The 25,812-nt window shown below is 68.6% G+C and carries 24 protein-coding genes and 3 pseudogenes; 12 read left to right on the top strand and 15 right to left on the bottom strand.

Annotated elements, in window-relative coordinates:
* Nucleotides 1–29 precede the first annotated feature (29 nt).
* Nucleotides 30–1,184 carry a cystathionine gamma-synthase gene (locus ACFY0F_RS11655; RefSeq protein ID WP_388792019.1) on the bottom strand — a complete coding sequence of 385 codons (1,155 nt, stop codon included), beginning with the start codon at nt 1,182–1,184 and terminating at the stop codon, nt 30–32.
* Between the two features lie 130 nt (nt 1,185–1,314).
* On the opposite strand from ACFY0F_RS11655, the gene ACFY0F_RS11650 reads away from it, so the two are divergent.
* The 3 genes and pseudogenes from ACFY0F_RS11650 to ACFY0F_RS11640 all read left to right on the top strand — a co-directional run.
* Nucleotides 1,315–2,433, top strand: a complete 1,119-nt coding sequence (locus ACFY0F_RS11650) for a hypothetical protein (RefSeq protein WP_388792017.1) — start codon at nt 1,315–1,317, stop codon at nt 2,431–2,433.
* Between the two features lie 104 nt (nt 2,434–2,537).
* Nucleotides 2,538–3,251: a peptide-methionine (S)-S-oxide reductase MsrA gene (msrA, locus tag ACFY0F_RS11645; RefSeq protein ID WP_388792015.1), complete on the top strand. Its 714-nt coding sequence runs from the start codon at nt 2,538–2,540 to the stop codon at nt 3,249–3,251.
* 141 nt (nt 3,252–3,392) lie between these two features.
* Nucleotides 3,393–3,476 (top strand): annotated as a pseudogene (locus ACFY0F_RS11640) (DUF4291 domain-containing protein); the annotation flags it as partial.
* A 34-nt stretch (nt 3,477–3,510) separates the two neighbouring features.
* Here the strand turns inward: ACFY0F_RS11640 and ACFY0F_RS11635 are convergent.
* From ACFY0F_RS11635 to ACFY0F_RS11595, 9 genes and pseudogenes are all read right to left on the bottom strand, one after another.
* Nucleotides 3,511–3,939 (bottom strand): ester cyclase, encoded by a 429-nt coding sequence (locus ACFY0F_RS11635; RefSeq protein WP_388792013.1) that lies wholly within the window; start codon nt 3,937–3,939, stop codon nt 3,511–3,513.
* A gap of 21 nt (nt 3,940–3,960) precedes the next feature.
* A pseudogene (locus ACFY0F_RS11630) lies at nt 3,961–4,313 on the bottom strand (transposase); the annotation flags it as partial.
* 259 nt (nt 4,314–4,572) lie between these two features.
* A complete protein-coding gene (gene fmdA / locus ACFY0F_RS11625) occupies nt 4,573–5,820 on the bottom strand; it encodes a formamidase (RefSeq protein WP_388792011.1) in 1,248 nt (415 codons plus the stop codon).
* Nucleotides 5,821–5,941: 121 nt separating this feature from the next.
* Nucleotides 5,942–6,598: an AmiS/UreI family transporter gene (locus ACFY0F_RS11620; protein ID WP_388792009.1), complete on the bottom strand. Its 657-nt coding sequence runs from the start codon at nt 6,596–6,598 to the stop codon at nt 5,942–5,944.
* 51 nt (nt 6,599–6,649) lie between these two features.
* Nucleotides 6,650–6,928 (bottom strand): FmdB family zinc ribbon protein, encoded by a 279-nt coding sequence (locus ACFY0F_RS11615; RefSeq protein WP_388792007.1) that lies wholly within the window; start codon nt 6,926–6,928, stop codon nt 6,650–6,652.
* Between the two features lie 518 nt (nt 6,929–7,446).
* Nucleotides 7,447–7,776 carry a hypothetical protein gene (locus tag ACFY0F_RS11610; protein WP_388792005.1) on the bottom strand — a complete coding sequence of 110 codons (330 nt, stop codon included), beginning with the start codon at nt 7,774–7,776 and terminating at the stop codon, nt 7,447–7,449.
* A 407-nt stretch (nt 7,777–8,183) separates the two neighbouring features.
* Nucleotides 8,184–8,558: a fluoride efflux transporter CrcB gene (crcB, locus tag ACFY0F_RS11605; protein ID WP_388792003.1), complete on the bottom strand. Its 375-nt coding sequence runs from the start codon at nt 8,556–8,558 to the stop codon at nt 8,184–8,186.
* Nucleotides 8,555–8,902 carry a DUF190 domain-containing protein gene (locus ACFY0F_RS11600; protein ID WP_388792001.1) on the bottom strand — a complete coding sequence of 116 codons (348 nt, stop codon included), beginning with the start codon at nt 8,900–8,902 and terminating at the stop codon, nt 8,555–8,557. The genes crcB and ACFY0F_RS11600 overlap by 4 nt, the downstream gene beginning before the upstream one ends.
* Nucleotides 8,902–9,348 carry a fluoride efflux transporter FluC gene (locus ACFY0F_RS11595; RefSeq protein ID WP_388791999.1) on the bottom strand — a complete coding sequence of 149 codons (447 nt, stop codon included), beginning with the start codon at nt 9,346–9,348 and terminating at the stop codon, nt 8,902–8,904. Before ACFY0F_RS11595 ends, ACFY0F_RS11600 begins: the two co-directional genes overlap by 1 nt.
* A gap of 369 nt (nt 9,349–9,717) precedes the next feature.
* On the opposite strand from ACFY0F_RS11595, the pseudogene ACFY0F_RS11590 reads away from it, so the two are divergent.
* From ACFY0F_RS11590 to ACFY0F_RS11570, 5 genes and pseudogenes are all read left to right on the top strand, one after another.
* Nucleotides 9,718–9,873 (top strand): annotated as a pseudogene (locus tag ACFY0F_RS11590) (DUF4291 family protein); the annotation flags it as partial.
* 205 nt (nt 9,874–10,078) lie between these two features.
* The gene (locus ACFY0F_RS11585; RefSeq protein ID WP_388791997.1) at nt 10,079–11,596 is read left to right on the top strand and encodes a restriction endonuclease; all 1,518 of its coding nucleotides are present in this window, start codon (nt 10,079–10,081) and stop codon (nt 11,594–11,596) included.
* Nucleotides 11,597–11,678: 82 nt separating this feature from the next.
* Complete coding sequence (locus ACFY0F_RS11580) at nt 11,679–12,329, top strand: hypothetical protein (RefSeq protein WP_388791995.1); 651 nt, start codon at nt 11,679–11,681, stop codon at nt 12,327–12,329.
* A gap of 88 nt (nt 12,330–12,417) precedes the next feature.
* Complete coding sequence (locus ACFY0F_RS11575) at nt 12,418–12,933, top strand: DUF4291 domain-containing protein (protein ID WP_388791993.1); 516 nt, start codon at nt 12,418–12,420, stop codon at nt 12,931–12,933.
* A gap of 133 nt (nt 12,934–13,066) precedes the next feature.
* Nucleotides 13,067–14,344: an ATP-binding protein gene (locus ACFY0F_RS11570; protein ID WP_388791991.1), complete on the top strand. Its 1,278-nt coding sequence runs from the start codon at nt 13,067–13,069 to the stop codon at nt 14,342–14,344.
* 60 nt (nt 14,345–14,404) lie between these two features.
* On the opposite strand, the gene ACFY0F_RS11565 is transcribed toward ACFY0F_RS11570, so the two are convergent.
* Entirely contained in the window at nt 14,405–15,937 is a 1,533-nt protein-coding gene (locus ACFY0F_RS11565; RefSeq protein WP_388791989.1) for a lysyl oxidase family protein, read from the bottom strand.
* Between the two features lie 220 nt (nt 15,938–16,157).
* Here ACFY0F_RS11565 and ACFY0F_RS11560 point away from each other — a divergent pair, with 220 nt between their 5' ends.
* The gene (locus ACFY0F_RS11560) at nt 16,158–16,892 is read left to right on the top strand and encodes a Type 1 glutamine amidotransferase-like domain-containing protein (RefSeq protein WP_388791987.1); all 735 of its coding nucleotides are present in this window, start codon (nt 16,158–16,160) and stop codon (nt 16,890–16,892) included.
* Between the two features lie 70 nt (nt 16,893–16,962).
* Here ACFY0F_RS11560 and ACFY0F_RS11555 read toward each other — a convergent pair whose 3' ends face one another.
* The gene (locus tag ACFY0F_RS11555; RefSeq protein WP_388791985.1) at nt 16,963–18,003 is read right to left on the bottom strand and encodes an NAD(P)-dependent alcohol dehydrogenase; all 1,041 of its coding nucleotides are present in this window, start codon (nt 18,001–18,003) and stop codon (nt 16,963–16,965) included.
* A gap of 117 nt (nt 18,004–18,120) precedes the next feature.
* Between ACFY0F_RS11555 and ACFY0F_RS11550 the strand changes: the two genes are divergently transcribed.
* Nucleotides 18,121–19,014, top strand: a complete 894-nt coding sequence (locus tag ACFY0F_RS11550) for a helix-turn-helix transcriptional regulator (RefSeq protein ID WP_388791983.1) — start codon at nt 18,121–18,123, stop codon at nt 19,012–19,014.
* Between the two features lie 87 nt (nt 19,015–19,101).
* Here the strand turns inward: ACFY0F_RS11550 and ACFY0F_RS11545 are convergent, their stop codons facing one another.
* From ACFY0F_RS11545 to ACFY0F_RS11535, 3 genes are all read right to left on the bottom strand, one after another.
* Complete coding sequence (locus ACFY0F_RS11545) at nt 19,102–22,404, bottom strand: S8 family serine peptidase (protein ID WP_388791981.1); 3,303 nt, start codon at nt 22,402–22,404, stop codon at nt 19,102–19,104.
* Between the two features lie 316 nt (nt 22,405–22,720).
* Nucleotides 22,721–23,971: an Ig-like domain-containing protein gene (locus ACFY0F_RS11540; RefSeq protein ID WP_388791979.1), complete on the bottom strand. Its 1,251-nt coding sequence runs from the start codon at nt 23,969–23,971 to the stop codon at nt 22,721–22,723.
* 235 nt (nt 23,972–24,206) lie between these two features.
* Nucleotides 24,207–24,548, bottom strand: a complete 342-nt coding sequence (locus tag ACFY0F_RS11535; RefSeq protein WP_388791977.1) for a hypothetical protein — start codon at nt 24,546–24,548, stop codon at nt 24,207–24,209.
* Nucleotides 24,549–24,657: 109 nt separating this feature from the next.
* Here ACFY0F_RS11535 and ACFY0F_RS11530 point away from each other — a divergent pair, with 109 nt between their 5' ends.
* Complete coding sequence (locus ACFY0F_RS11530) at nt 24,658–24,978, top strand: hypothetical protein (protein WP_388791975.1); 321 nt, start codon at nt 24,658–24,660, stop codon at nt 24,976–24,978.
* 41 nt (nt 24,979–25,019) lie between these two features.
* Entirely contained in the window at nt 25,020–25,811 is a 792-nt protein-coding gene (locus tag ACFY0F_RS11525; RefSeq protein ID WP_388791973.1) for a hypothetical protein, read from the top strand.
* The last annotated feature ends 1 nt before the right edge of the window (nt 25,812 follow it).

Raw genomic sequence — 25,812 nt, 5'->3', positions numbered from 1 at the left:
CCCGCGGTCCGGCTCCGTGAGGAAGGCTTCTAGCCCAGCGCCTGCCTGAGGTCCTCCAGGAGGTCCTCGACGTTCTCGATGCCCACGGAGAGGCGCACCAGGTCGGCGGGCACCTCCAGGGCCGAGCCCGCCGCGGACGCGTGGGTCATGCGACCGGGGTGCTCGATCAGCGACTCGACGCCGCCCAGGGACTCTCCCAGGGTGAACACCTGCGCCCGGTTGCACACCTCGACGGCCGCCTCCTCGCCGCCCTCGACCCGGAAGGAGACCATGCCGCCGAACGCCCTCATCTGCTTGGCGGCGACCTCGTGACCGGGGTGCTCGGGCAGGCCCGGGTACAGGACGCTCGTCACGCGCGCGTGGCGGGTGAGCATGTCGGCGATCTTCGTGGCGTTCTCGCTGTGCCGGTCCATGCGCACCGACAGCGTCTTCGTACCCCGCAGCACCAGCCAGGAGTCGAAGGGCCCGGCGACCGCGCCCATCGCGTTCTGGTGGTACGCCAGCTCCTCGCCCAGCTCCTGGTCCGCCACGATCAGCGCGCCGCCGACCACGTCCGAGTGGCCGCCCATGTACTTGGTGAGGGAGTGCACGACGACGTCGGCGCCGAGCGACAGCGGCTGCTGCAGGTACGGCGTGGCGAAGGTGTTGTCCACGACGAGCTTCGCGCCGGCGTCGTGGGCGACCTGAGCGACCGCGGCGATGTCAGTGACACCGAGCAGCGGGTTGGAGGGGGTCTCCACCCAGACGGCCTTGGTCTTCGGGGTGATGGCCGCCCGCACCGCCGACGGGTCGCTGGTGTCGGCGACGGACCACTCGATCCCCCACCGGGCCACCACCTTGGCGAACAGGCGGAACGTACCGCCGTACGCGTCGTTGGGGATGACGACGTGGTCGCCGGGGCTGAGCAGCGTACGCAGCAGGGTGTCCTCGGCCGCCAGCCCGGACGCGAACGCCAGGCCCCGGCGACCGCCCTCCAGCGCGGCCAGGTTCTCCTCCAGGGCGGTCCTGGTCGGGTTGGCGCTGCGGCTGTACTCGTAACCGCCCCGCAGGCCGCCGACGCCGTCCTGCTTGTAGGTGGAGACCTGGTAGATCGGCGGGACGACGGCGCCGGTGAGGGGATCGGCGGTGTTGCCCGCATGGATCGCGAGGGTCTCGAAGTGCTGACTGATGTGCCTGTCGCTCATGGGGACCGAGCGTAATGCGCCCGCGGGGCTGATGACGGACGCCCGGGCCCGGGCGGTGGAGCGGGAGGGTTTTCCACAGGCTCCCCCAACCGGTTGGCCAATGGTCGGCGGTGTCTGGTTCGCTTGACGCATGGCGATTCTCTGGGTGCTGATGGCGCTGCTCATGATGAGCTTCGTGCTGCTGCCGACGCTGCGGCGCAGGCGAGGAATGATCGAGCAGGTGACCCCGGACCACCCGGACGCCGCCGACCCGGCGGACTACGGCTTCGTGCGGCAGGAGGACCTGGACGTCCGGATGCCCGGCCCCGACCAGGACCTGCTGGACGTCCTGGACCTGGTGCAGCGCACCCAGGACTACCGCGCGGCGGCCCAGCTGCTGGCCGGCACCGAGTCCGAGGGCGAGCTGCGCTGGCAGCGGGTGCAGGCCTTCGCGGGCGCGGCGGCGCTGGAGCTGCGGCAGCGGCCCGGCGGGGTGCACGAGACGCCCGGCGGACAGTGGCTGCGGGTGTGGCGGGCCGAGCAGCCCAAGGACGCGGGCGGCGCGGCCGTGCACGCGGAGTTCCTGGTACAGCAGGCATGGCGTACGTCGACGCCGGGCACGGACGACTTCCGGATCATCATGGAGGAGGCCAGTGAGGCCTGCGCCCAGGCGGCCCTGCTGGCGCCCGGCGACCCGGTCCCGCACATCGTCGAGCTGTCGGTGGCCCGCGGACTCGGCTGGTCCCAGCCGGAGTTCGAGAAGCTCTGGCTGAGGATCCTGGACCGCGCCCCCGCCCACATGGGCGCCCATCTGGCGGCCCTGCACTACTGGTGCGAGAAGTGGCACGGCTCCCGTGAGCTGGCGTACTCCTTCGCGGAGGCCGCGGCGGCCCGCGCCCCGCAGGGCTCCCTGCTGGCCGCGATGCCGCTGTTCGCGGTGTTCGAGCACCTCCCCGAGGTGAACCTCGTGAGCAGCTTCTACCAGAGCGAGGTCGTCACCAGGGCGATCCACGGCGCGCTCCACGCGGTGCACGCGGCCCGCCCCGACGACCCGGTCCAGGCGCACGTCCGCCATCTGCTGTTCTTCTTCCTGGTGCGCGCCGAGCGCTGGTCGGAGGCCATGAACCAGCTGATACACGTCGACGGCCATGTCGGCGCCCTGCCCTGGATCCTGTCCGCCGACCCGGCCGCCGAGTTCGCCCTGCACCGCGCCCTTGCGGTGGCGGGCTACGAGGCGAACGGCGGCAGCCCGGCGACGCTGCTCAGCTGACCGGCGGGCCTCGGCCCGACCGGAATGCGACGGGTCCCCCGCACGTTGCAAGAGGTGCCATCGCGAGACGGTGGTCCCAGCCCCCAGACCGACAGGGAGACCCCATGCTCTTCGGCCGTACGCCCCAGCTGCCCACGCCCGAGCAGGCGCTCAAGGGCCGGCCCGCGCCCGCGTTCGAGGTCCCCGCCCGCCACACCGTCCTGGGCAACCCGCTTGAGGGCCCCTACCCCGACGGCCTGGAGGTCGCCGACTTCGGCCTGGGCTGCTTCTGGGGCGCCGAGCGCAAGTTCTGGCAGCTTCCGGCGGGGGTGTGGACGACCCTGGTCGGCTACCAGGGCGGCTACACCGAGAACCCCACGTACGAGGAGGTCTGCTCGGGGCTGACCGGCCACACGGAGGCCGTCCGCGTGGTCTACGACCCGAAGCTGGTCTCGTACGACCGTCTCCTGAAGACCTTCTGGGAGTCCCACGACCCCACCCAGGGCTTCCGCCAGGGCAACGACGTCGGGACCCAGTACCGCTCCGCCATCTACACCCACACCCCCGAACAGGCCGCCGCCGCCGAGGCCTCCCGGGCCGCCTACCAGAAGGTCCTGACCTCCTCCGGCCACGGCACGATCACCACGGAGATCCTCCCGTCGCAGGGCCGCCCCTTCTACCCGGCCGAGGCCTACCACCAGCAGTACCTCGACAAGAACCCGGCTGGGTACTGCGGGCTGGGCGGGACGGGGGTCAAGCTAAGTGACCCGTTCGAGACGAACTGGGGGGCTTCTTGCCCGACGGGGATCGCTCCGGCGCCGGAGGCCACGGACAAGTAGCCGGTAGCGTGCGGTAGGTCTGACGCGGACGCCGTGGCACCGGGGGATTCCCACGGTGCTGCGGTAGGCGGTCTCCGTCGCAGTGACCGGCAGTGGAAAATCAGTGGCCGCCCCGAACCGGCTGTCACCCCGCTGTACGCCATGGAACAACCGCAACGCGAGATCCGTGCGGCCTACGCGGACTCCACGATCACCGTCTACCAGGCGTACGGTCCGGAAATCGGCGAGTAATTGTCAATGCCTGTGGATCGAGTCGGGATCAGTGCTCGGTGACCGCTTGCTGTAGCTGAGCGGTGATTCCCTGCCGGTCGATCTGGATCCAGTACTCGACAATGAGTCCGTCCTCGACGCGATAGACCGCGCTGGTCATCGCCGTGACCTGCGCACCGGTCGGCGGGTGACCGTCCACCGGTCCGACGTGTCGCCCGTTCTGGGTCCAGCGGGCGTAGACCCGATCCCCTTCGGCGATCAGCTCGTCCACGGTCAGAGTGAAGGGGCCGTATGCGTCGAGCATCTCCTGGATGTGCTCGGTGTACTGCTGTGGCGTTCGCTCCACGACCACCGGTGCCTCCGAGACGACCTGATGGGCCCGGACCCGGTCGGCCATGAAGTGACTGGCTCGGTCAGGGTGCAGCCCCGAGCGCACCTGCAGGAGGAACTGGCGGACGGTGTCCTTGGCATTGATCATTGGCGAAGTGTGACATCCCGCTCACGTTGCGGCGTGCTGGGGGCGTTCGATGAGCTGACCGTTCTCGAATCGGGCGCCGTTGCGGACGAGGGCGACGAGGTGAGGTGCGGTGATCGCGCGCCAGCGTTCCCGGGCGGACTCGACGAGTTTGAAGACCATGGCGAGGGTGGCGGCCGGGCTTCCAGCGCCGCGTGTGACCTTGGTGCGGAGTTTCACCGCGGAGAAGGTTGATTCGGTGGGGTTCGTGGTGCGGAGATGGATCCAGTGCTGGGCGGGAAAGTCGTGGAACGCCAGCAGTTCTTCGGCGTCGTCGGTGATCTTCTTGACGGCCTTGGGCCACTCGCGCCGTAGGTCTTCGCGAACTCCTCGATCGCCTTCTCGCCCACCTACGCGGATGACGGACCGGTCCGCCCGACAGCCGGCTCCGGGTCACATGACAGCACAGGCTGGGCGGGACCGGGGTGTCCTGCCCGATCGGGGTCGCGGCGGCCAACGGCTGACGGGTCGGCGGCCGCGGCACGGTGAGATGTCCTCGTGCTCAGGGATCTGCCGAAGGGAGAGCCCGACACGCTCCCGGCCCCCGCCCGGCGGCTCGCCGTGCGGGGGCCGGGAGCGTGTCGGGCTCCCCTCGGCTCAGCTACTGACCGCACACTGCCCGCGGTCTGCGGTCTTCGGTCCCTCCGCGGTGGGACGGACGTCGAAGTCGAAGATGCCGGTCGGCAGGTAGAGGGAGCAGCAGGCGTTGGGGATGTCGACGATCCCGCTGATGCGTCCTTCGATGGGGGCCGAGCCGAGCAGCAGGTAGGCCTGCTCTCCGGTGTAGCCGAACCTCTTCAGATACTCGACGGCGTTGAGGCAGGCACGACGGTAGGCGACCGTCGCGTCCAGGTAGTAGTTGGTGTCGGTGTCGTGGTCCACGGAGATCCCGATGAAGGACATGAACTCCGTGTATCGCGGCTCGACGTTGCCCGGCATGAAGACAGGGTTGGTGGTGATCCCGAACTTCTCCATGCCGCCCTTGATGAGATCGACGTGGAAATCGATGTAGCCGCCCATCTCGATGGCGCCGCAGAAGGTGATCTCACCGTCTCCCTGACTGAAGTGCAGATCGCCGCCCGACAACTTGGCGTCCTTGACGTGGACGGGGTAGAAGACGCGCGACCCACGGGTGAAGTTCTTGATGTCGTGGTTGCCGCCGTTCTCCCGCGCGGGCACGGTGCGCGCCCCTTCCTGGGCTATGCGTTCCGCGTCCGATCCTGTCGCCTGACCGCCGAGGGCCTGGTCCGGGTCGGGTGTGAGCCCCAGAGGCGGGACACGATCCGGGTCGGTGTCCACCAGGGCCTGCTCACGCCTGTTCCACCGTTCCAGCAGCTCCGCGGACGGCGCGGTGCCGAAGAGGCCGGGGTGTGTGATGCCGGTGAAGCGGACGCCGGGAAGGTGCCTGGACGTCGCCAATTGCCCGTGGAAGTCCCATATCGCCTTGTAAGCGTCCGGGAAGTAGTCGGTCAGAAAACCTCCACCATTGGCCTTGGCGAAAACGCCGGTATACCCCCAGCCCTCGCCGGGGGCGTCCCCGACCTGCTGCGGCACCGGCCCGAGGTCCAGGATGTCCACGATCAGCAGGTCGCCCGGCTCCGCGCCTTCGACACCGATCGGCCCGCTGAGCATGTGGGCCCGCTTCAGGTCGACATCGCGCACGTCGTTGGCGGAGTCGTTGTTGCCGATCTGCGCGTCGGTCCACTCGCGGCATTCGACACGGAACTCGTCCCCCGGGCGGACCATGGCGACAGTCGGGACGTCCGGATGCCACCTGTTGTGTCCGGGCACCTCCTGGTCACGCATCGACCGGGACTGATCGACGCTGAAGACTATTTCAGGCATGTCAACTCCTAGTGTTGCGCCTGACGATGCGGTTTGGCATGGCGCCCGCGGCCCGAGTGCCAGCCATGCCTGCTGCTGCTCGCGTCTCGGCAACCACCTCCGGCTCATTCGCCCAGCAGGGTCAGCCGTGGCTTCCGGCCGGATGGCCGGGGGCTCCGTATTCCTCGTGCGCAGGCCTTCCGGGACCCCGGTGGCGGAGGACGAACCACAGCGAGGCGAAGGTCAGTACGCCGAAAGCGCCCAACGCGATCGCCGTCTCGTAGAAGTTCGCAGGAACCCAGTAACCCGTCAGCAGCAGGAATGCCGGGATGACACCGGTCACCCAGCCCTCGATCGCGGTCACCCAGCCCACATAGGGCGTCAGCGCCTCATTCTTGAGCCCCAGCAGCAGGAAGAAGAGGAACCAGAGAAACGCCCAGTAGAGCCATATCACACCGAACGGCTGGTCTTTCACCAGTCGGAAACTGACGAAGGAGAACCCCAGGGCAACGATGGCCACGAACAACGAGTAATAACCGACGCCAGTCGTGTCCAGCCCCATGAGCAGTCCGATACCTACATACAGGTATGTGAAGCCGAAGAGGAATATTCCCGACGCCAGCATGATGCGCCTTGAATCCCCGTTCGCGGCGATGATGAGGTATACGGGCGTGAGGACCTGAAGTCCCCCCACGAACAGGTTGAACACCGCTGCGGACCTACTGTCCACCTTGCCCAGCAGCATCAGCCCGTTGATGAACAGCACAGCGCCCACGAAGAGCAGTCCGACGTTGGCCAAGAGGACACACCTCCCGATATTCCGCTCCCGGCGGCTACACGTCCGCCGGCCTCAGGGCCGGGGAAGCCGGGCGAGCGCGGGATGAGCCCTGCTCGGCTTGGCGTTCCCGGCAGGGATTCGCGTAACCACCTCGGGGTTCTCCCGGGATCTCTCCTCCCGCCCACGCAGGGCCGCCACTGCGGGCGGCGTCGAGGCGAGTGCCGGAGAGGAGTACACACGCCGCGCGGCGTCCTTGCACCGAGGGCAGCTCGACTGCGTCGGCGCAGTGCCTATCGGCAGCTTTAGGTCGAATGATCCGCAGCGACCGCAGGAATATTCATACGTCGCCATAAAACGTCTCCACCCCGCCGCGCCTCCAACCATGGACGTGCATGAATTGCCAGTCCGGCGGGACGCCGCATAAGACACATCCTGATTCAAGGCAACCCCTCCGACGGCGGTGTGTCAAGGCGGGCCGAAGGCTGCCCCGGGACGCTCCCCGCGCCCGCCGCAAATGGGCACCGGAGGCGTGGGGCCGCCAAAGAGCAGCGACTCCCATTTCGTTCGCTGCGGACTGCCGGGGCGTCCACCTGTCGTGTCCGTTCGATGCCGGACTGCGCTCGGCGCGGTGAGTGTTCGGCGCCGACACGTCGCTGTGGCGGATAAGGCAGGTCCGGCCGCGCTGCGCGGCCGGACCTGCCTTATCCGCTGCGCGATGCCGCATTGAGAGAATCTTCAACTGAAGACGCTTCAACGAACGCGACTCAACGGAGCCACGCCAGGAATTCACGGAGAAAGCGGGGGGAAGCCGGGGAGGGCCGACCCGAAGAGGGCCGGAGTGCAGGGGGCGGCGGGACGGCGGATCCCTGTCAGGGCGTTCCCACGATCGCGCAAGCGCGGCACGGCGGTCGGCCGCAGGTGCACTGCAGAATGCCGTCCAGCACCTCATGGTCGTGGTAGAGACACTCGTCGCGGCAGGTGTGCCGTGGGACGAAGCCCGCCTGGAGCTCGTCCGGCCAGGGCTCCTCGCCCTCCCGGCAGCGCACGAACCGCTCCGGGTCCTCGGAGTGCAGCTGCTGCATCCTCTCCCGCGCCTCGCCCTCCAGGTCACGCGTCGTGGCGACCATGCCCTTGAGCTGGTCGGCAAGAACGCAGAACCTGGCGTCGCCGGTCCGTACATGGGCGGCATTCAGCGCCATGACGGCATTGCCCAGAAACCGCCGAGCATCCTGCAGATCGGTGACGTGGTGGAGTTGGATTCCCGTCACGCCTCGAACCCACACGGCGTCTTCGCTCACTTCTTCTGCCTTCCGAGCTCGAATTGCCCTCTGGTGATGCCGGCGACAAGTACGCCGCATCTCTCTCACACGCTCTGAAGTGTCTGGAAACAGCGACCGCTCTCCGGAGTTGTCCGGCCGGTCCGCTCCCGTCGTGTCCGTGCGGCCACTGCGCGAGGAGATCATCCATGAGGCTTGCACACTGCTCAAAGAGGCTAAAGTGCTGGATACAGATCAATCCAGCAATTCACCGGTGAAGTGAATCACAAGTGATGATCCGCTTTCCTGAGTGTGGCAATGAGTTCTGATCAGCAGTATTGGTGGCCGGGCTATGCGAAGACAGCCTGGGCGAAGGTCAGCCCCAGGAACACGGCCCCCAGGCCGCCGACGACCGATGCCGCCACGTTGGCCACCGCGAAGAAACGCGCTCCCGCTTCGACCAGGGTCAGCGTCTCGTAGGAGAAGGTGGAGTACGTGGTCAAGGCACCGCACAGCCCGATTCCCAGCAGATCCTGTACATCCTGCGAGGCGGCGCCGGACAGGGCCGCTCCCGTCAGGACGCCGAGAATCACCGATCCGGTGATGTTGGCCGCGAAGGTGCCCCAGGGAAACGTGGTGTCGTGATGGGCCTGGACGGTCCGGTCGATGAGATACCGCAGTGGGGCGCCCAGTGCACCGCCCAGTGCGACGAGCAGGAACCTCATGTGCTCGCCTCCTCCCGGCCCCTGTAGTGGATCACCTCGACTCGGTGCAGGGTGATCAGGCCGCTGATGGACAGTTCCTCCAGCTGCGGCACGAAAGACCGGATCCGGTCCTCCTCGTCGACTATCACGATCGCCGTCGGCAGGTCATCCGCCATGGACAGCAGCCGCGCGGTGTGCACGATCGACGTGGCCCCGAAGCCTTCGGCACCTCGGAAGACCGTCGCCCCGGCCAGTCCGAAGGCATGGGCGCGGTGCACGATCTCGGTGAACAGGGGCTTGTGATGCCAGGTGTCGGTGTCTTCGACATAGATCGTCATACAGAGTGCGCGTCCCTCAAGTGCCATCACGGCCCCCTCGTCGCGAGGATGCGCCGGGTGCCGACCACGCCGGCCTTCGCGGCGCCCATGGCGACGACCACGGTCCCCACCAGATAGGCCAGTGCCAGGCCGGGCCGGTCTTGGCGCACCAGGCGTTCGATGTCGATGCAGTACGTGGAAAAAGTGGTGAAGCCGCCGAGGACCCCGGTCCCGAAGAACGGACGGAGCAGCGGGTGCGGAGCCCACACCTCGGTGATCGATACCAGGAACACACCGATGACCAGGCATCCCACGGCGTTGACACCCAGCGTCGTCCACGGAAACCCGGCCTTGCCCGTCGGCCACAGCAGCGCCGCTTCGAACCGGGCGGAGGCCCCTATCGCTCCGCCCGCGGCAACGGCTGCGAGCACCGGCCACTGCCCGCGGCGGTCCTTGGGACGCCTGGACGCCTTCGCAACCGCGGAACGTCCCATGGGAGTGGCTGCCGTGGAAGGCCGTGCGGGCTCGTCAGTCACATCGCCTGGTCCAGCTCATTACGCACCCGACGTGCAACCTCGCGCGAGAACGAGGCCACACTTGTTCGCAGACCGGTTCGGACGGCCGCAAGAGCTGCTCACCTCTCGTGCCACCCAGCCTAGTACCGCAACCGGTACCCGTGCCGTTCGCCAGCCTCAAGGAAGGTACGGCGACCGTGCGTCACCTGGGAGCGGCCGGTCGGCGTCACACAACGCGATTGCCCATCACCGGCTGGTCGCGCGCTGATACGGCAGGCGGATCGGTCGGGCCCACACCCTTCGAAAACCGTTGGCCCGGCCGGATCCGCCGACCGCACTCTGTACGCCGTGGAAGAACCACGACACAGGATCCGCGCGCTGCACACGGCCTCCACGATCACCGTCTATCAGGCGTACTCGCCGGAGACCGGCGTGCCCGCGGTTCGCAGCGGTCGTTTCCCCACCGCGTGGAAGCGGGATCGCATGACGTGGGTCATCAAGCCGCGTTGACAGACTCCTGTGGGTTGGCAGCAACCTAAGCGGCAGACAAGTGAGCGTGTGAGTGCGGCGACCCATCCCTGTTCGGGATGCATCCTCTCGGTGCTCGGGCCATGCCGGTTGAGCGCAGATCGAGCCAACCTTCCTGCCTGCGACTTGGCCGGCCAGGCACTTGGGCATAGTCGTTGCCAGCACCGGGGTTGGGGGGACGATGGCTCGGAAGAAGTCGCTGACGGCACAGTTGGTCCAGGCGTACCGCGATGCTCAGAAGGCCAAGGAAGCCGAAGCCAAGCGTCGGCAGCAGCTGCAGGAGCGAGCGGCGCGCGCTGCCGAGCAGGAGCGGAAGCGTATAGAGCGGGAGCGTGCGCGGCAGGAGCGGGAGCAGGCTCAGGAGCGGACGCGGGCACAGAAGGCTGCGGAGCGGGAGCGCCTGGCTCAAGCGCGGGCCGCTGAACAGGTCGAACGTGACTTGGCCAAGCGCGAAGCGGTGCGAGGTCGACAGGCTGAAGCGAAGAAGAAGGCCGCGCAGCGGCAAACGGCTGAGCGGGAGCGACTTGCCAAACAGCAGGCGGCCCAGGAGCTGCGGGCGCAGGCTGAGCAGCGAACGGCGGAGGTGCAGCGGAGGGTCGTGCAGCTGAACTCTGTTCTCTCTTCGCCGTACACACCGTCACCCGATTGGCTTGAGAGAGTGCAAGCGGCGCTCGTGGGGGGCGATCCTGAGGCACTCACTGGTTCTGTGGAAGCCGCTATGACCGAGGCTTCCTACCCTGAGGGCTTGCGCGACTCGTGGCGATGCGCGTTTGTCCCAGAGGCACGAGAGTTGCTCTTGGAAGTGGATCTACCGGGGCAGTCAGTCGTACCGACTGCGGCTGCATACCGGTACAAGGCGTCGACTCCACCTGCTGTGACTGCCCAGCCACGCAAAGAGGCTGAGATCAAGCAGATGTACCGGCTCCTGGTCGCTCGCCTGGCCCTGCGCGCTATCAATGAAGTGCTCACGCTGACCCCTGCAGCATTGGTCGACGTGGTCGTCTCCAACGGCCATGTGAACGCGAAGAACCGTGCCACCGGCAAAGCGATCCGTCCCTGCCTCGTCAGCGTGCGCGCGACCAGGGAGACTCTGGACGATCTTGTCTTGGACGAGCCTGAACTCGACCCGGTCGAATGCCTCCGGCATCTCAACGCTGTCGTCTCACAGCACCCCTACGACCTTGAACCCGTCCGTCCTGTCGTCACCTTCGACCTCACCAAGTACAAGTGGGGGCCGGACATCGACGTCGTCGCCGGGCTCGATCACCGCCCCGACCTCATGGAACTCGATCCGATCGAGTTCGAGCACCTCGTTCGGCGCCTGTTCGAGGCCATTGGCCTCAAAGCCTGGGTGACGCAGGCTTCCCGCGATGACGGTATCGACGCCGTCGCCACCAACGAGGATCCCATCGTGGGTGGGCTGTGCATCATCCAAGCGAAGCGCACCCGCAATGCGGTACCAGCCGACACGGTGCGCGCTCTGGCCGGCGTCATGCATGACAAAGCCGCCGCGAAGGGGATCATCGTCACCACCGCATGGTTCGGTAAGGCCAGCAAGGATTTCGCCTACCGCACCGGCCGTATGGAACTCATCGACGGCCGCGGACTCAAAGCTCTCCTGCTGGAGCACCTAGGGATCGATGCACTGATCAGCCTGCCCAAGACTCCGCCCGGCTGGGAGACCCGTGACCAGCACTGACCGCTGAGCCGGTGCGCCCTGGGCTGCTGCCTACTGTTGGAACTGTGTTGGGCGAAACCGATGCAGTATGGATCATGGCTGCGTGACGAAGTGGACGAAGAACGAACCTCCGGTCGAGCAGCCAGGTCCTGAGCCGGAGCTTTCCCCGTACCAGCAGGCGATGCGGCAAAGGCTCCTCGCGGCCCCAGTAGTACCGGCGCCCGAGCCCTGGCAGCGCATCGCTTACGCCCCGGTCGGCGGACTTCTCGGTATCGGCTTCGCCTCGCACCCCGGCGCCGGCCAGGACTTGGTGATGGTCGTCTCGCACGACGGTCACGGTCTCTTCGACGCCGTCACGGGAGAGAAGATCGCGCGGGATCGTGACGCGGACCCCGAGGACAGCAGCCCCGACGCGGATCCCGCTCTGCAGTGTCCGGGATTGGGACCGGTCGCCGGAAGCAAAGTGCGCATCGCCGGGCTTTTCGGAGGAGCACTGCACACCACCAGCGGAGACGGTTGGAAGCTGGAGGTCGTTGCCCCGGCCTGGCCGAACGAGCGTGTCCTGCTCTCTCGCGACGGCGGTTTGCCGCATTCCGGTCCGCACGGGGAGCGCTGGTGGCACATCTTCCACTCCAACTACTCCGAGCTCCGTGCCGCTGGGTTCTCGCCCTCCGGGCAGACCCTTGCCGTAGCGACGAGCAGCGATCTGTCCCTGTGGACTCGTGGCGCCGACCACAGTCGCAGTAGCGACTGATGATCAGCCTGGGAGTGAGATCGTCAGTCTGCTGATTCTCGCTGGCCACCAGGCGCAGGCTATGAGGTTCCAGGTGTGACCCGTCGCGTTGCCCTGCGGTCGGCCGCAGGGGTGTCGCCCCGCTCGACAAATTGTTTGTGAGCGCGGCTTGACGTGGATCAAGCCGTCGTTCCTGTGGATGATGTACCGCTGCGGCTGGGGCACGAAGCCGGGGCAGGAGACCGTGCTGGCCGTCGAGATCGCTCGGGACGGCTTCGAGTGGGCGTTGCGCAACGCGTGCCTGTCGAGTTACGTACCGGGGCTGCATCCGGACCGGAGTGCCTGGCAACGGGAGGTGAAGCGTGCACCGGCCCGGGTGCAGTGGGACCCCGAGCGGGATCTGCGGCTTCAGCCGCTGCCCTACCGTTCGTTGCAGCTCGGCCTCTCCGGTGAGGCCGTACGGCGGTACGCGGACGAGTGGACGGTCTCCATCAGGGACGTGACCCCGCTCGTCACCGAGATCCACGCACGCGTCACCGGCGGCGACCTGGACGCCGCGGCCCGGTTGCTGCCCGAGGAACGGCCGTACCCCGCCGAGGACGGACTGCTCGCGCACCTGCGGTGACGCGAGGTGATCGGGCCGTGGCGGCGGCAGCCGTGACCGGCACGGGGCCAGGGGCCTCGGTGTCCGTCTGCGCTCGTGCCCCGGTGGGCCGGCGGGGGACAATGGGGCTCCCGGGACGGGCGAGGTGGTGGCGATGCCCGCATGGCGTCTGCGTGACTATCACGACGACGATCTCGACCAGGCGATACAGATCTGGGACCAGAGCCGCCATGCCGACGAGGACCCCGTCTTCCCGGTGTCCGAGGTGATGGCCGCGGCGAAGGCCGGGCAGCCCGCGGTGGTCGCGGCGGTCGGTGAGGAACTGGTCGGGATGGCCGTGGCCGAGGCGCACGGCAAGCGGGGGTGGATCCTGCAGGTCGCGCTCGCCTCCCGGTGGCGCCGGCGCGGGATCGGCAGTGCTCTCCTCGCCGAGCTGGAGCGACGACTGCGGGCGCTGGGAGTGCGGCACATCAGCGCGCTGCTGCCGGCGGACGCGGCCGGGACGAAGGCGCTGGAGAACTCCGGCTACCGGTTCCGCGAGGATCTGACCTACTACGAGAAGTTCGGGCCGCCCGGCGCGGCCGAGGCCGGGGTTCTCGCGGCGCTGGGCGGCCGCATGCTGCCCGACGGGCTCTGGGGCGCCATGGCCGGCATGGAACGGGAGAAGCAGGTCGTCGAGCGCCGTGTCGTGCTGCCGTTGACGGAGCCGGCGCTGGCCGACCGCTACGGCGTCCTGCCGCCCAAGGCGGTCATCCTGTTCGGTCCGCCCGGCACCGGGAAGACCAGTTTCGCCAAGGCGGTGGCCTCACGGCTCGGCTGGCCGTTCGTGGAGCTCTTCCCGTCCCGGCTGGCGGCCGACACGAGCGAGGGGCTGGCCGCGGCGCTGCGGGAGGTCTTCGCGGAGCTGGCGGAGCTGGACTCGGTGCTGCTCTTCATCGACGAGGTCGAGGAGATCGCCGGGGTGCGGTCCGGGAAGGCGGTCGATCCCGGGCACGGGGTGACCAACGAGCTGCTCAAGCTCATCCCCGTCTTCCGCGAGCAGGACGCGCGGCTGCTGGTGTGCGCCACCAACTCGGTCCGTTCGCTCGACGCGGCGTTCCTGCGGCCGGGCCGGTTCGACTACGTCATCCCCATCGGGCCGCCGGACCCCGCCGCCCGCGGGGCGATCTGGACCCGCTATCTCAGGGCCGCCGCCGGCTCGGTGGACCTCGCGCGGCTGGTCGAGGCCAGCGAGCTGTTCACTCCGGCCGACATCGAGTTCGCGGCCCGCAAGGGCGCGCAGGCGGCGTTCGAGCAGGAGGTCGCGCACCGGCGGGGACGGTCGGCCACCACCGAGGACTTCATGACGGCCATCGCCGACACCCGGCCGACGCTCACCACACGGGCGATCGAGGAGTTCACCGAGGACATCGAGAAGTACAGCCGGCTCTGATCCCCGCGCGGTCCCGGACGGGTGCGCGGACGGGGACGGGCCCCCGTCCGCGCCGGGTGGTCAGGGGGCGTCGACGCGGCCGTACTTCGGCACGGTCACCGTGCGGTGCCCCGGCGTTCCGCCGAGGACGACCTTGCGGTACGTGACGTTGTTGGCCGTGCTCTGCTCCTTGAGCCGGTTGTCCGGGTTGGCGATGACCTGGATGTAGTACGTGCCGTTCGCCAGGTTCGAGATGTCGAAGGACTGGCCGGGCCGGAACTGCTCGTAGGTGTCGCCGTTGCCGACGTTCAGGGCCTCGCGGACGGACACCGAGTTCTCCTCACCGCAGGCGGTGGCCAGGTCCGTGTTGTACGGGTGCCAGTCGGCGTTCTTCACCGTGTAGTCGATGGCGTCCGTGTTGGCCAGGCAGAAGGCCTCCTTGCCGCTGCGGACGATCTCCTTCTTGTCCGCGCCGAGCAGCCGGTAGCTGGCGAAGTCGCTGAAGTGCCAGTGCTGGTGGCCCTCGCGCGGGTCCCACTCCATGGTGCCGGTGCGGGTGTAGCCGACCTGCTTGCCCTTGGCGTCGTAGAAGTACTGGTAGGCGTCCATCTTGTCCTTGCCCGGGCTGCGGAAGCCGTCCACGACCAGGGGCGAGGGCCCACCGTTCCAGACGGTGGCGCTGAAGGCGAGGTACTCCTTGCCCGGGGCGGTGCCCTCCTCGCCGTCCCCGCCGTCGGTGACGGCGATTCCCCACGCGGGGAGGGCGCGCAGGTCCGGCTTCGGCGTGTCGGCGGGGACGGCGCCCCTGCCGACCGGGCGCTCGGACGCCGGCTTCAGGGACTTCAGCGCGCCCTTGTGGGCGTGTTCGCCGCGGGCGAGGCCGTGTCCTCCGCCCTCGCCTCCCTCGTCACCCTTGCGGACCGTCAGCTTGATCTTCTGGGTCGTGTCGGGAATGCCGAACAGGTCGCGGTACTTCTTCGCCACCGAGACGTCGGCGGTGTACTCGCCGACCGGCAGGTCCACCGGCTTGCCGTCGTAGGGCGACGCGGTGCGCGCGGCCCAGCCCTTCTCCACGCCCCACACACCGCCGAGCGTGAACGGGTTGTCGGAGCAGCTCCCACCGTCGGGGTACCTCGACGTGGCCGGGGCGTCCGGCCGGATCCGGCCCGCCCGGTTGTCGGGACAGAACGACTGGGTGGTGTCGAGCACCTTGGCGCCCGACGTGTCCTTGACGCTGATCTTGAGGAAGTCGGGCAGGCCCGAGAAGTCCTTCACCAGCCCGCTCGGCAGGGTCTTGGTCACGGTCCGGCTGCCGGAGTGGATGATCTCCGACACGACGATCGGGTCGTTGTAGGACTTGCGCGTCACCCGCAGCTCGAGCGGTCCGCCGTCGACCGTCACATAGGTGCCGAGGTCCAGGTAGACGCCGCCCTCTTGGTCGTAACGGTCGAGGGTCACCGCCTTGGTGGCGGCGATCACCTTGAGCTTCGGCGTGCCCGCCGTGGGCGCCGCTCCCGCGCCGGGCGCGGCGAGGGTTCCGGCGGCGCCGGCGGTGAGGGCGGCGACGGCGATGATCGTCGAACGGCGTAAGGCTCTACGGTGGTGTGTGGTCATGAGTTCCTCGCTGTGCGTTGATCGGGACGTGCAGTGCGCGTCTTGCAAGCGCCGATGGAGGTTCTTTGCGCCACCTGTGAAAAGTGCCAAAAGCGGCTCCGGGTTGCCCGGCATCCCGAAGTCGCCCCGAATGTCGGCCAGTTGCCGGTTTGCGACCGCCGCCCGCTCTCGTGGATGCGCGGCCGGGCCCGGCACGGCCCGGCACGGAGGAGGAACCACGGTGAGCAGTCCTACGTTTCTGACCGGCGGCGGGTGGGACGCCCCTGCCGAGGTCTACGGGCCGTTTCTGCGGGCGGCGGGGGCCGCGCCGCGCATCGGGTGCGTGATCGTCGACGAGGGGGACGGCGAGGAGCAGTTCACCCGGTACGAGGGGGCGTTGGCGAAGGCTGGGGACTGCGCACCGGTACCGCTGCTGGTGCCGGTCGGCGGGCGGTTCGACCCGGGGCTCCTCGCGGACCTCGACGGGGTGCTGGTGAGCGGTGGGCTGACGCCCGCGTATCAAGAGGCGTTCGCGGGGTGCCTCGACGGCCTTCGCCGGCTGCTGTCCGAGCGGGGTCTTCCGTACGCCGGGTTCTCCGCGGGGGCCGCGGTCGCCGCGCGTCGCGCCGTGGTGGGCGGCTGGCTGCTGGACGGGGTGCCGGTGTGCCCGCAGGACAGCGCGGAGGACCTGGCGGAGGTCGACGTGCGGGCCGGGCTGGGGCTCGTGCCCTTCGGGGTGGACGTGCACGCCGCGCAGTGGGGGACGTTGCCGCGGCTGATCGCCGCCGTCGGGCGGGGCGACATGCCGTACGGTGTCGCGCTCGACGAGAACACGCTGGTGGAGGTGGCCGGCGACGGGCACGCCCGGGTTTCGGGGCTCGGCCGCGCGCATGTCGTACGACCGACCGGCGACGGGGACGTGCTCGTGCGGTCCTACTCGGCCGGCGGGACCTTCCCCGTCACACCCGTCGACTGACCGGTCCGGGGGGCCGGTCGGCCGCGAGGGCCGACCGGCCGGGCCCGGGGCGGTTGACGATGCTGTCGGATCAGATCGTCGACGTGTCGATCACGAACCGGTAGCGGACGTCGCTCGCCAGCACCCGCTCGTACGCCTCGTTGATCTGGTCCGCGCGGATCAGCTCGATCTCGGCGCCCAGACCGTGCTCGGCGCAGAAGTCCAGCATCTCCTGGGTCTCCGGGAGGCCGCCGATGCCGGAGCTGCTGAGGCTGCGGCGGTTGCCGAAGACGGACTGAAGGGTGATGTTGACCGGCTCCTCGGGCAGGCCCACGTTGACCATCGCGCCGTCCGTGCGCAGCAGGGACAGGTAGGCGGCGAAGTCGAGCGGCGCCGAGACCGTGTTGAGGATCAGGTCGAAGGAGCCCTTGAGCTCCTCGAACGTCTCGGGGTCGCTGGTGGCGTAGTAGTGGTCGGCGCCCAGCTTGAGGCCGTCGTCCTTCTTGCGCAGGGACTGCGAGAGGACGGTGACCTCCGCGCCGAGCGCGTGCGCGATCTTCACGCCCATGTGGCCGAGACCGCCGAGGCCGACGACGGCGACCTTCTTGCCGGGGCCGGCGTTCCAGTGCCTCAGCGGCGAGTACGTGGTGATGCCGGCGCACAGCAGCGGCGCGGCCTCGTCCAGGGCAAGGCCGTCGGGTATACGGACGACGAAGCGCTCGTCCACGACGATCTTCTCGGAGTAGCCGCCGTAGGTGGGCTCGCCGTCCTTGCCGACCGCGTTGTACGTCCCGACGGCGCCGCCCGTGCAGTACTGCTCCAGGCCGGCCTTGCAGTTGTCGCACTCGCGGCAGGAGTCGACCAGGCAGCCGACGCCCACGCGGTCGCCGACGGCGAACTTGGTCACGCCCGGACCGACCTCGGAGACGACGCCCGCGATCTCGTGGCCGGGGACCATCGGGAAGATGGCCTTGCCCCAGCCCTCGCGGGCCTGGTGGATGTCGGAGTGGCAGATACCGGCGAACTTGATGTCGATCAGTACGTCGTTCTCGCGGACCGCCCGCCGCTCGATGGTGGTCCGCTCCAGCGGGGCCTTCGCGGCGGGGGTGGCGTATGCAGCAACAGTGGTCATGACGTCCAGCGTGCCCCATGGCTCCGGCTTCACCCAGATCACGCCTCTTCGTACGACTGCCGTGCCTACCACTGGCGGGGTCAGGCTCGTGGACGTACGACCATGAATACTGGCCTCATGGACGCACAACCCCAGCCCTCCGGCCCCTCCCTCGACCGGCGTGCCGAGCTGAGCGAGTTCCTGCGCACCCGGCGGGCCCGGCTGAAGCCGCAGGACGTGGGGCTTCCCGACCTCGGGCGGCACCGGCGGGTGCCGGGTCTGCGCCGTGAGGAGCTGGCGCAGCTGGCCGGGGTGTCCGTGGCGTACTACACACGGCTGGAGCAGGGCAACGGGCAGAACGTGTCGGCGGAGGTGCTGGACTCCATCGCCCGGGCGCTCAGGCTGACGGACGCCGAGCAGGCCCACCTCACCCGTCTCGCCAAGGGCAAGCAGCACAAGAAGAAGCCGTCGGCGCGGCCGCAGCAGGTGCGGGCGTCGATCGGGCAGCTGCTGGAGACCATGGACGCGGTGCCCGCGTACGTGGTCGGGCGGCGCTCGGAGATCCTCGTGTGGAACCGGATGGCGGCGGCGGTGTTCGGCGACTGGTCGGAGCTGCCGGCGGCGGAGCGGAACTGGGCGCGGCTGGTGTTCCTGCGGCCCGAGTACCAGGACCTGTACGAGGACTGGGAACAGAAGGCGATCGACATCGTCTGCGCCCTGCGGATGGACGCCGGCTGCTACCCGGACGATCCCCGGCTGTCCGCCCTGGTCGGCGAGCTCTCCGTGAAGAGCGAGGACTTCCGGCGGCTGTGGGCGACCCACGACGTCAAGGAGAAGAGCCACGGCGTCAAGCGGCTGCGGCATCCGCTGGTGGGTGCGCTGTCCCTGAACTTCGAGTCCTTCAGGATGACGGACGACGCGGACCAGTCCCTGATCGTCTACCACGCCGAACCGGGCTCCCCGTCGGCCGAGGCCCTGCGCCTGCTGGCCAGTTGGGGAGCGGACGCGACCCGCGCAGGGGCGAAGGGCTGACCGGGCGGCGCCCGGCCCGGCGCACGGCGAGGGGCGTACCGGAGATCTCCGGTACGCCCCTCTTACTGCCTGCGGACTACTTGCCGATCACTTGCCGTAGTACGCGTTGTAGATCGAGATCGTCGACTTGTTGCCCTTCTTGTCGGCGATCTTGGCGTGGAAGGAGATGGCCTTCCCGTTCGCCGGGTTCTTCACGGTGATCTTGCCGTTGCTGACCGTGACCTTCTTCCAGGTCTGGCCGTAGTCGTACGACACCCACACCGCGAGGGACTGCAGGTTGCGGCCCGCTGCCGCGCCCTCCACGGTGACCGGGAAGGTGACCGTCCTGCCCGCCTCGACGCGGCTGTCCAGGCCGGTCTTGGCGTTGAAGCGGACGGTGGAGGCGGGGAGCTGGGCGAAACCGCCGGCCGGCTTCTTGGAGTGGAAGGTCCAGCTCGCGTCGATCCGGGTGGAGGCGGCCGCGACCTTGACGGTCCGCGTCACCGAGGTGGTCAGCTTGTACTCGGCGTCACCGGCGGGAACCTTGAAGGTCTCGCCGAACAGCGGGTCCTTGTTGGAGCCCACCTTGGTGCCGTTGCGGTACAGGGTGGTGGTCGCCCCGGTGAAGTCCGAGAAACCGTCGTGCCCGCTGCTGTCCGCGAACAGCGGCAGGGCGCCGTAGATCTCGTTGTCCTGCCGGAACAGGCCGTACTCGGAGTTGAGGTGCGGGCCGAAGACCGCGGTGTTGAAGGTCTTGCTGTAGGTCTGACCCGCCTTGAAGGTCTGCGGGGCGCCCAGCAGGTAGAAGGCCTCCGAGATCGGGAAGCCGTCGGCGTCGTGGCCCCTGTACTGGTCGACGTCGAAGCTCCACTGGGCGCCGTCGACGGCCGACACGTACATCGTGCGCGTACCGGGCAGCTTCTGCTCCACCGGGTTGCCGAACACCGTGTCGTCGCCCAGGACGGCCCAGGGGGTGATGCCGCCGGTCTTGCCGGAGGCTGCGGCGCCGACCGCGTTCTTCACCGTGGCCAGTTCACCGGCCTTGAAGTGGCGGACCTTGTCACCCTGGATCTTCTTGACCTGCGTCCTGGTGGCCACGTCGTACTCGGTGCTCGCGCCCTTCGTCCACTGGCCGCCCCAGGTCTGGGTCAGACCGCTCGGGAGCTCCGGGCCGAGGTGCGCCATGCGGATGTTGGCGAAGCTGTCCAGATCGATCTCGAAGCCGTTGTTCGCCGGAGCGTACAAGTAGTTGATCATCGCGGAGGTGGACTTGGCCTGGGCGTCCGGCACGGTGATGTCCGCCGCCTTGGCGGTGCGGGCGTCGAGGTTCACCGTGAGGTCCTTGGTGACGCTCAGCTTCGGCTGCACCAGCCAGTCGACGCCGCCCTCGAAGGTGGTGAAGTTCTTCGCGATCACCGAGTTCAGCAGGTACGTGCCCTTGGGCAGACGCAGGGTCGTGGTACCCGAGGCGTCGGGCTGCGCCACGAAGTACTGGTCCTTGCCGATGCCGGTGTAACCGGACAGCTCGGTGTCGTAGACCCCCGTCGGCTGCCCGTCACGGCCGGTGTGCTTGAAGGTGACCGTGTAGGACTCCACCTCGCGCTGCACGGCCGCGGCCGTACGCACGGTCTGGCCGCCGCCGGTCGCCGTGACGTACGCGGAGTACGCGCCGTCGAGAGTGCCGCCCAGCTTGGTGTTGACGGTGAGGCCGACGGAGGCCTTGCCGCCCGCGGGGACCGTCACCTTGGTGGCGCCGAGCTTGAAGAAGCCCGCCGGAGCCGCCTGCCCCTTGGGGTTGGCGGCGGTGGCGGCCAGGTTGAGCGTGACGTCCTTGGTGCCGAGGTTGCGGTACTCGATCTGCTTGGTGACCGGGGTGTCGTCGGTGTGCGGCCACGCCTGCGTGCCGAAGCTCACCGACACCGGTTCGGCGACCACGGTCTGCTTGATGGCCTTGTCGACCGCGATACGGCCCGAACCCTGCTGGAACGGCGTGTAGTTGCCGCCCTTCGCGGAGCCGGTCAGCGCGGCCTTCAGCTCGGCGAAGCCCCAGTCCGGGTGCTCCTGCTTCAGGATCGCGGCGGCGCCCGCGACGTGCGGGGTGGCCATCGACGTACCGGAGATGGTCAGGTAGCCGGGCGCCGGGTGCGGGACCTCGGGGTCCGTGTCGATGACGCTGCCCGGCGCCGCGGCGGCGGTGATGTCCACGCCGGGCGCGGTGACGTCCGGCTTGATGGCGCCGTCGCCGGTGCGCGGACCGGTGGAGGAGAAGTCCGCCAGCTTGTCGGACTTGTCGACGGCGCCGACGGTGAGCGCGTCGTCCGCGCTGCCCGGTGAACCGATCGACTGGGGGCCGGAGTTGCCCGCGGCGATGGCGAACAGGATGCCCTTCTCGGTGGAGAGCTTGTTGACCTCGGCCTCGAGCGGGTCGACCTCGGGCGTGTCGTAGCCGCCCAGGCTGAGGTTGACGACGCTCGCGCCCTGCGAGGCCGCCCACTCCATGCCGGCGAGGATGCCGGAGTCGTCACCGGAGCCGCTGTCGTCCAGGACCTTGCCGTTGAGGATCTTGGCGTCGGGTGCGATGCCCTTGTACTTGCCGTTCGACTTGGCGCCGGTGCCCGCCGCGATGGACGCGACGTGGGTGCCGTGGCCGAAGTGGTCCTTGGCGTCGGCTGCCGTCGAGAAGTTCTTGGACTCGATGACCTGGCTCTTCAGGTCCGGGTGGGTGGTGTCCACACCGGTGTCCAGGACGGCGATCTTGACGCCCTTGCCGGTGTAGCCGGCCGCCCACGCGGTCGGGGCGCCGATCTGCGGGGCGGACTTGTCGTCGCTGGCCTTGCGGACGCCGTCGAGCCAGACGTGGGCGATGCCGGAGGCGGTCTTGTCACCGTTGGTGACCGCGTCCCACAGCTCCGGCGTTTCCTTGGCCGGGGTCTGCACCGCGTCCGCGTTCAGCGTCTTGAGGCTGTGGCGGAGGGTGCCCGCGTCGCGGACGTCGGACTTGGCGGCCGTCGCGGCGCCCTTGTAGCCGACGATGACCTTCAGGCCGTTCTTCTGGGACTTGCGGGTGGCGGCCTTGTTGAGTTCGGTGATGTCGAACAGCCGCTGGTCCAGCTTGCCGGAGGCGACCAGGTGAGCCGCGTCGGCGGGGATGACGAGGGTGTGTCCGTCGGCCCTGCGGATCTGGAACGGGATGTGCTCGCGTCCCTTGGCCCGCTCCAGGCCGACGACCCGGCCCTTGGCGTCGACGGCGACCCGGTCGCCGGTGATCAGGGTGATGCGGTGCTTGGACGTGAGCGATGCGGCGGCGGTCGTCGACCGCTGCCCGGGCTTCGCCGACGCCGGGCTGGTCATACCCGCGGCGAGGGCGACGGCGGCCGCGGTGGCCACGGTGGCCGCAGCCGCTCTTTTCACTTGTCTGCGCAAAACTCCCCCTGGAGACGGAGTACCGGGCGAATTCCCCGTTCACCCGGCCGGGGGCAGTCTCGTACGCATGAACGTCAACCCCCCGGAGCACGCAGTATGCCGGGGGGTGATCTGACGGCTCAATAGATGAGAGACAGGTGAGAAAGCGCTACCGGGAACTGTTACGCACCAGGGGGAACACCGTTACAGAATCGCGAAGTTCACTACCGGTGAGCGGTGCTATACGTGCTGCGCCCTCCAGCGGCGGGAAAAAACCGGTGCCGCCCCTGGGGGCGGCACCGGAAGGATGTGGGTCGGGTGAGCGTCAGACGGCCGAACCGGCCTTCCACTGCGCCCAGTCCATGTTCCAGCCGTTGAGGCCGTTGTCCGGGGCGACGGTCTTGTCGCCGGTGTTCTTCACGACGACGACGTCACCGAGGATCGAGTGGTTGTACATCCACGCGGCCGGTGTGTTCGGGTCGTTCGCGCCCTTGGTGTCCGACAGGCCCACGCAGCCGTGACTGGTGTTGACGCTGCCGAAGATGGACTTCGCGCCCCAGTAGTTGCCGTGCAGGAAGGTGCCGGAGCTGGTGAGGCGGATGGCGTGCGGCACGTCCTTGATGTCGTACTCGCCCTTGCCGTCGTCGTCCGTGAAGCCCACGGTCGCGCCGTTCATACGGGTCTGCTTGAACTTCTCCTGCATCACCATGACGCCCTGGTACGTCTTGTTCTCGGGCGAACCGGCGGAGATCGGGATGGTCTTGACGGTCTTTCCGTCCTGCGTGACCTTCATCTGCTTGGTCTTCGCGTCGACGTAGGAGACCTGGTTGCGGCCGATGTGGAAGGTGACCGTCTTCTGCTGGACGCCGGTGACACCGGAGGCACCCTCGACACCGTCGAGCGCGAGCTTCAGCGTGACGGTGGAGTTCTCCTTCCAGTAGTCCTGCGGGCGGCAGTCCATGCGGTTGGCGCCGAACCAGTGGCAGGCGACCTCCTGGCCGCTGCTGGAGGAGACCGTGATGCCCTTCTGGACGGCGGCCTTGTTGGTGATCGCCTTGTCGAAGTTGATCGACACGGGCATGCCGACGCCGACCGTGGAGCCGTCCTCCGGCGTGAAGTTGGCTATGAAGCTGTTGGCCGGGGAGACCGTGGTGAACGAGGCGTTCTCGTGGGCGACGCGGCCCTCGGAGTCCTTCGCGGCCGCGGCGACCTTGTAGGTGGTGGAGCGCTCGAGCTGGACGCTGGGCTTCCAGCTCTTCTTGTCGGCGGCCAACTGGCCCGCGACGGCCTTGCCGTCGGCGGTCGTCATGGTCACCTCGGTGAGCGTGCCCTTGGCGACCTGGACGGTGGCGGACTTGTTGATGGACGCGTTGTCCGAACCGTCCTTGGGCGTGATCGTGATCCGGGCCTCGGAGGACTTCTTGGCCGCCGCCTCGTCGGCCTGGGCCTGCGAGCTGTCGCCGCTGCCGCTGCCGGAGGACTTGTCGTCGCCACCGGAACACGCCGAGAGCACCAGTACACCACCGAGCAGTGCGGACGCGGCCATCAGGCCCTTGCGCCGCTTACTGTCCGTCATCACACGCTTCTCCATGTTCGCCGAATCCCCAAAGACCCCGAGTCCCCCGCCTGCGAATCTTCAACGCTACGACCGTTGCGCTCCGTTCCGCATTCCTGGCGGATGTGGGCCACACCACGTCCGCGGGACGGGTGGTGCGGAAGTCGGCCGTGCGCCCCCTGAGACGACGAAACCCCGGTCGGCGGTTGCCGTCCGAGGTCGCGCGCCCCCCTGATGCCCGGCCGATGCCGCCGTTTCAGGCCTCGTCGCCTTCGTCTTCCTTCTCGTCATCCTCCTCGTCGAGATCCCAGTCCGGCGAATCGGGGTCGTAGTCGATCCGCTCGGTGGACCAGGAGGCCTGCTGGAGTTCCACCCCGGGCACCTCACCGACCAGGTCGAACGGATCGACCAGATAGGCCAGGGCCTCCGCGGTGTCTTCCGTCACACTGCTCTCGGCCTGCGCCCGTTCGTCGTCCGGCAGCTCCGGATCCGCCGCGAGCCGACGCAGCGCGGCCCTGGTGACCTCGCCGTCGTCCTCCACCTCAAGGACCAATTCAACCCGAAGCCGTACAAAACGTGATGTCTCTTCAATGCTCATGCCCGGAGAGTACGGCGGAAACCTCCCGTGACTTTCCTGTGACCCGCGCCTTTCACTAACATCGCCCCACACGGCCAATTCGCCAGCGTCACAAGGGGATCGATATTCCGTGTCATCCGTTCGCCGCCCGCTGCTGACCGCCACCGCCGCGGGCACCCTCCTGGGCGCCCTGTGGTTCGTCCCGTCCGCGAACGCGTCGCAGGACACCACGGTGAGAGCGGAGACCCCGGCGGCGCAGGTCACCCAGGCGAAGGCGGTGTCCGAGGCCGAGACGCAGACGGAGACCACGTCGGCCTCGGCGGACGACGCCCGACTCGCCGACACCGGAAGCCCCGACACCACGCCGTATGTCATCGGCGGCACTTTCTGCCTCGCCGTGGGCGCCGGTTTCGTGGTGTATTCGGTGCGCCGGGAACGCCTCGACTTTTAAAGGCCTTGACGATCCTTTGACCCGTCTCTCATAGTCCGCTCATGAAGAGATCATCGGGCGTGCGACGGTGCGCCGCTGCCACAGTGAGCGTGCTGTCGTTCGCCCTTGTCACGGGCTGTTCAGACGGGGGTTCCGGCGATTCGGGGAACGGCGGGGGCGGCAAGGGCGAGAAGCCGGCCGCGAAGGCGCTGAGCGGCGCCGAGTTGCAGAAGCTGATCATCGCCAGGGGCGAGGTGCCCGGCTTCAAGGTCGGGGCCGTCCAGGGCGGCATCCCCGCCGACAGCGCGGTCACGACGGACGACGCCGGGTGCGACCCGCTGCTCGACGTCCTGACCGGTGTGGCGCCGGGCGACCCCGCGACGCACACCAGCCGCATGGCCAGGCAGGACAAGAAGGACCCCACGGACGACGCCACGTCCCTGGACGACCTGGCCGACGGCAAGTTCGAGGACGCGCTCAAGGACTCCATGGACTCGGACGTCACCGTGGTCACCCTGTCCTCGTACGACGGGGACGGCGCCGAGCAGGCCCTGCGGTCGGTCTCCGCCGCGGTGAAGGCGTGCGCGGGCGGGTTCTCGGGCGACCAGGCCGGCGAGAAGGGGAAGTTCACCAAGGTCGCCGAGGAGAAGTCCGCGGCCACGGGTGACGAGTCGCTGGCCTTCACGGCGACCAACAACACGCCGGACGGGGCCGTTCCGCTGCACGGCGAGGTCGTGCGGCACGGGAACACCGTCGCGACGTACAGCACCATCAACATCGGCGCCGCGATGGCCAAGAAGGCCTACACGGTGTCGGCCCCGGTGATCAAGGCCCAGGCGGCCAAGCTGAAGTGAC

This window comes from Streptomyces sp. NPDC001544 (genome assembly GCF_042894285.1).
Taxonomy (GTDB): Bacteria; Actinomycetota; Actinomycetes; order Streptomycetales; family Streptomycetaceae; genus Streptomyces.
This window is presented reverse-complemented; position numbering and strand designations above follow the sequence as displayed.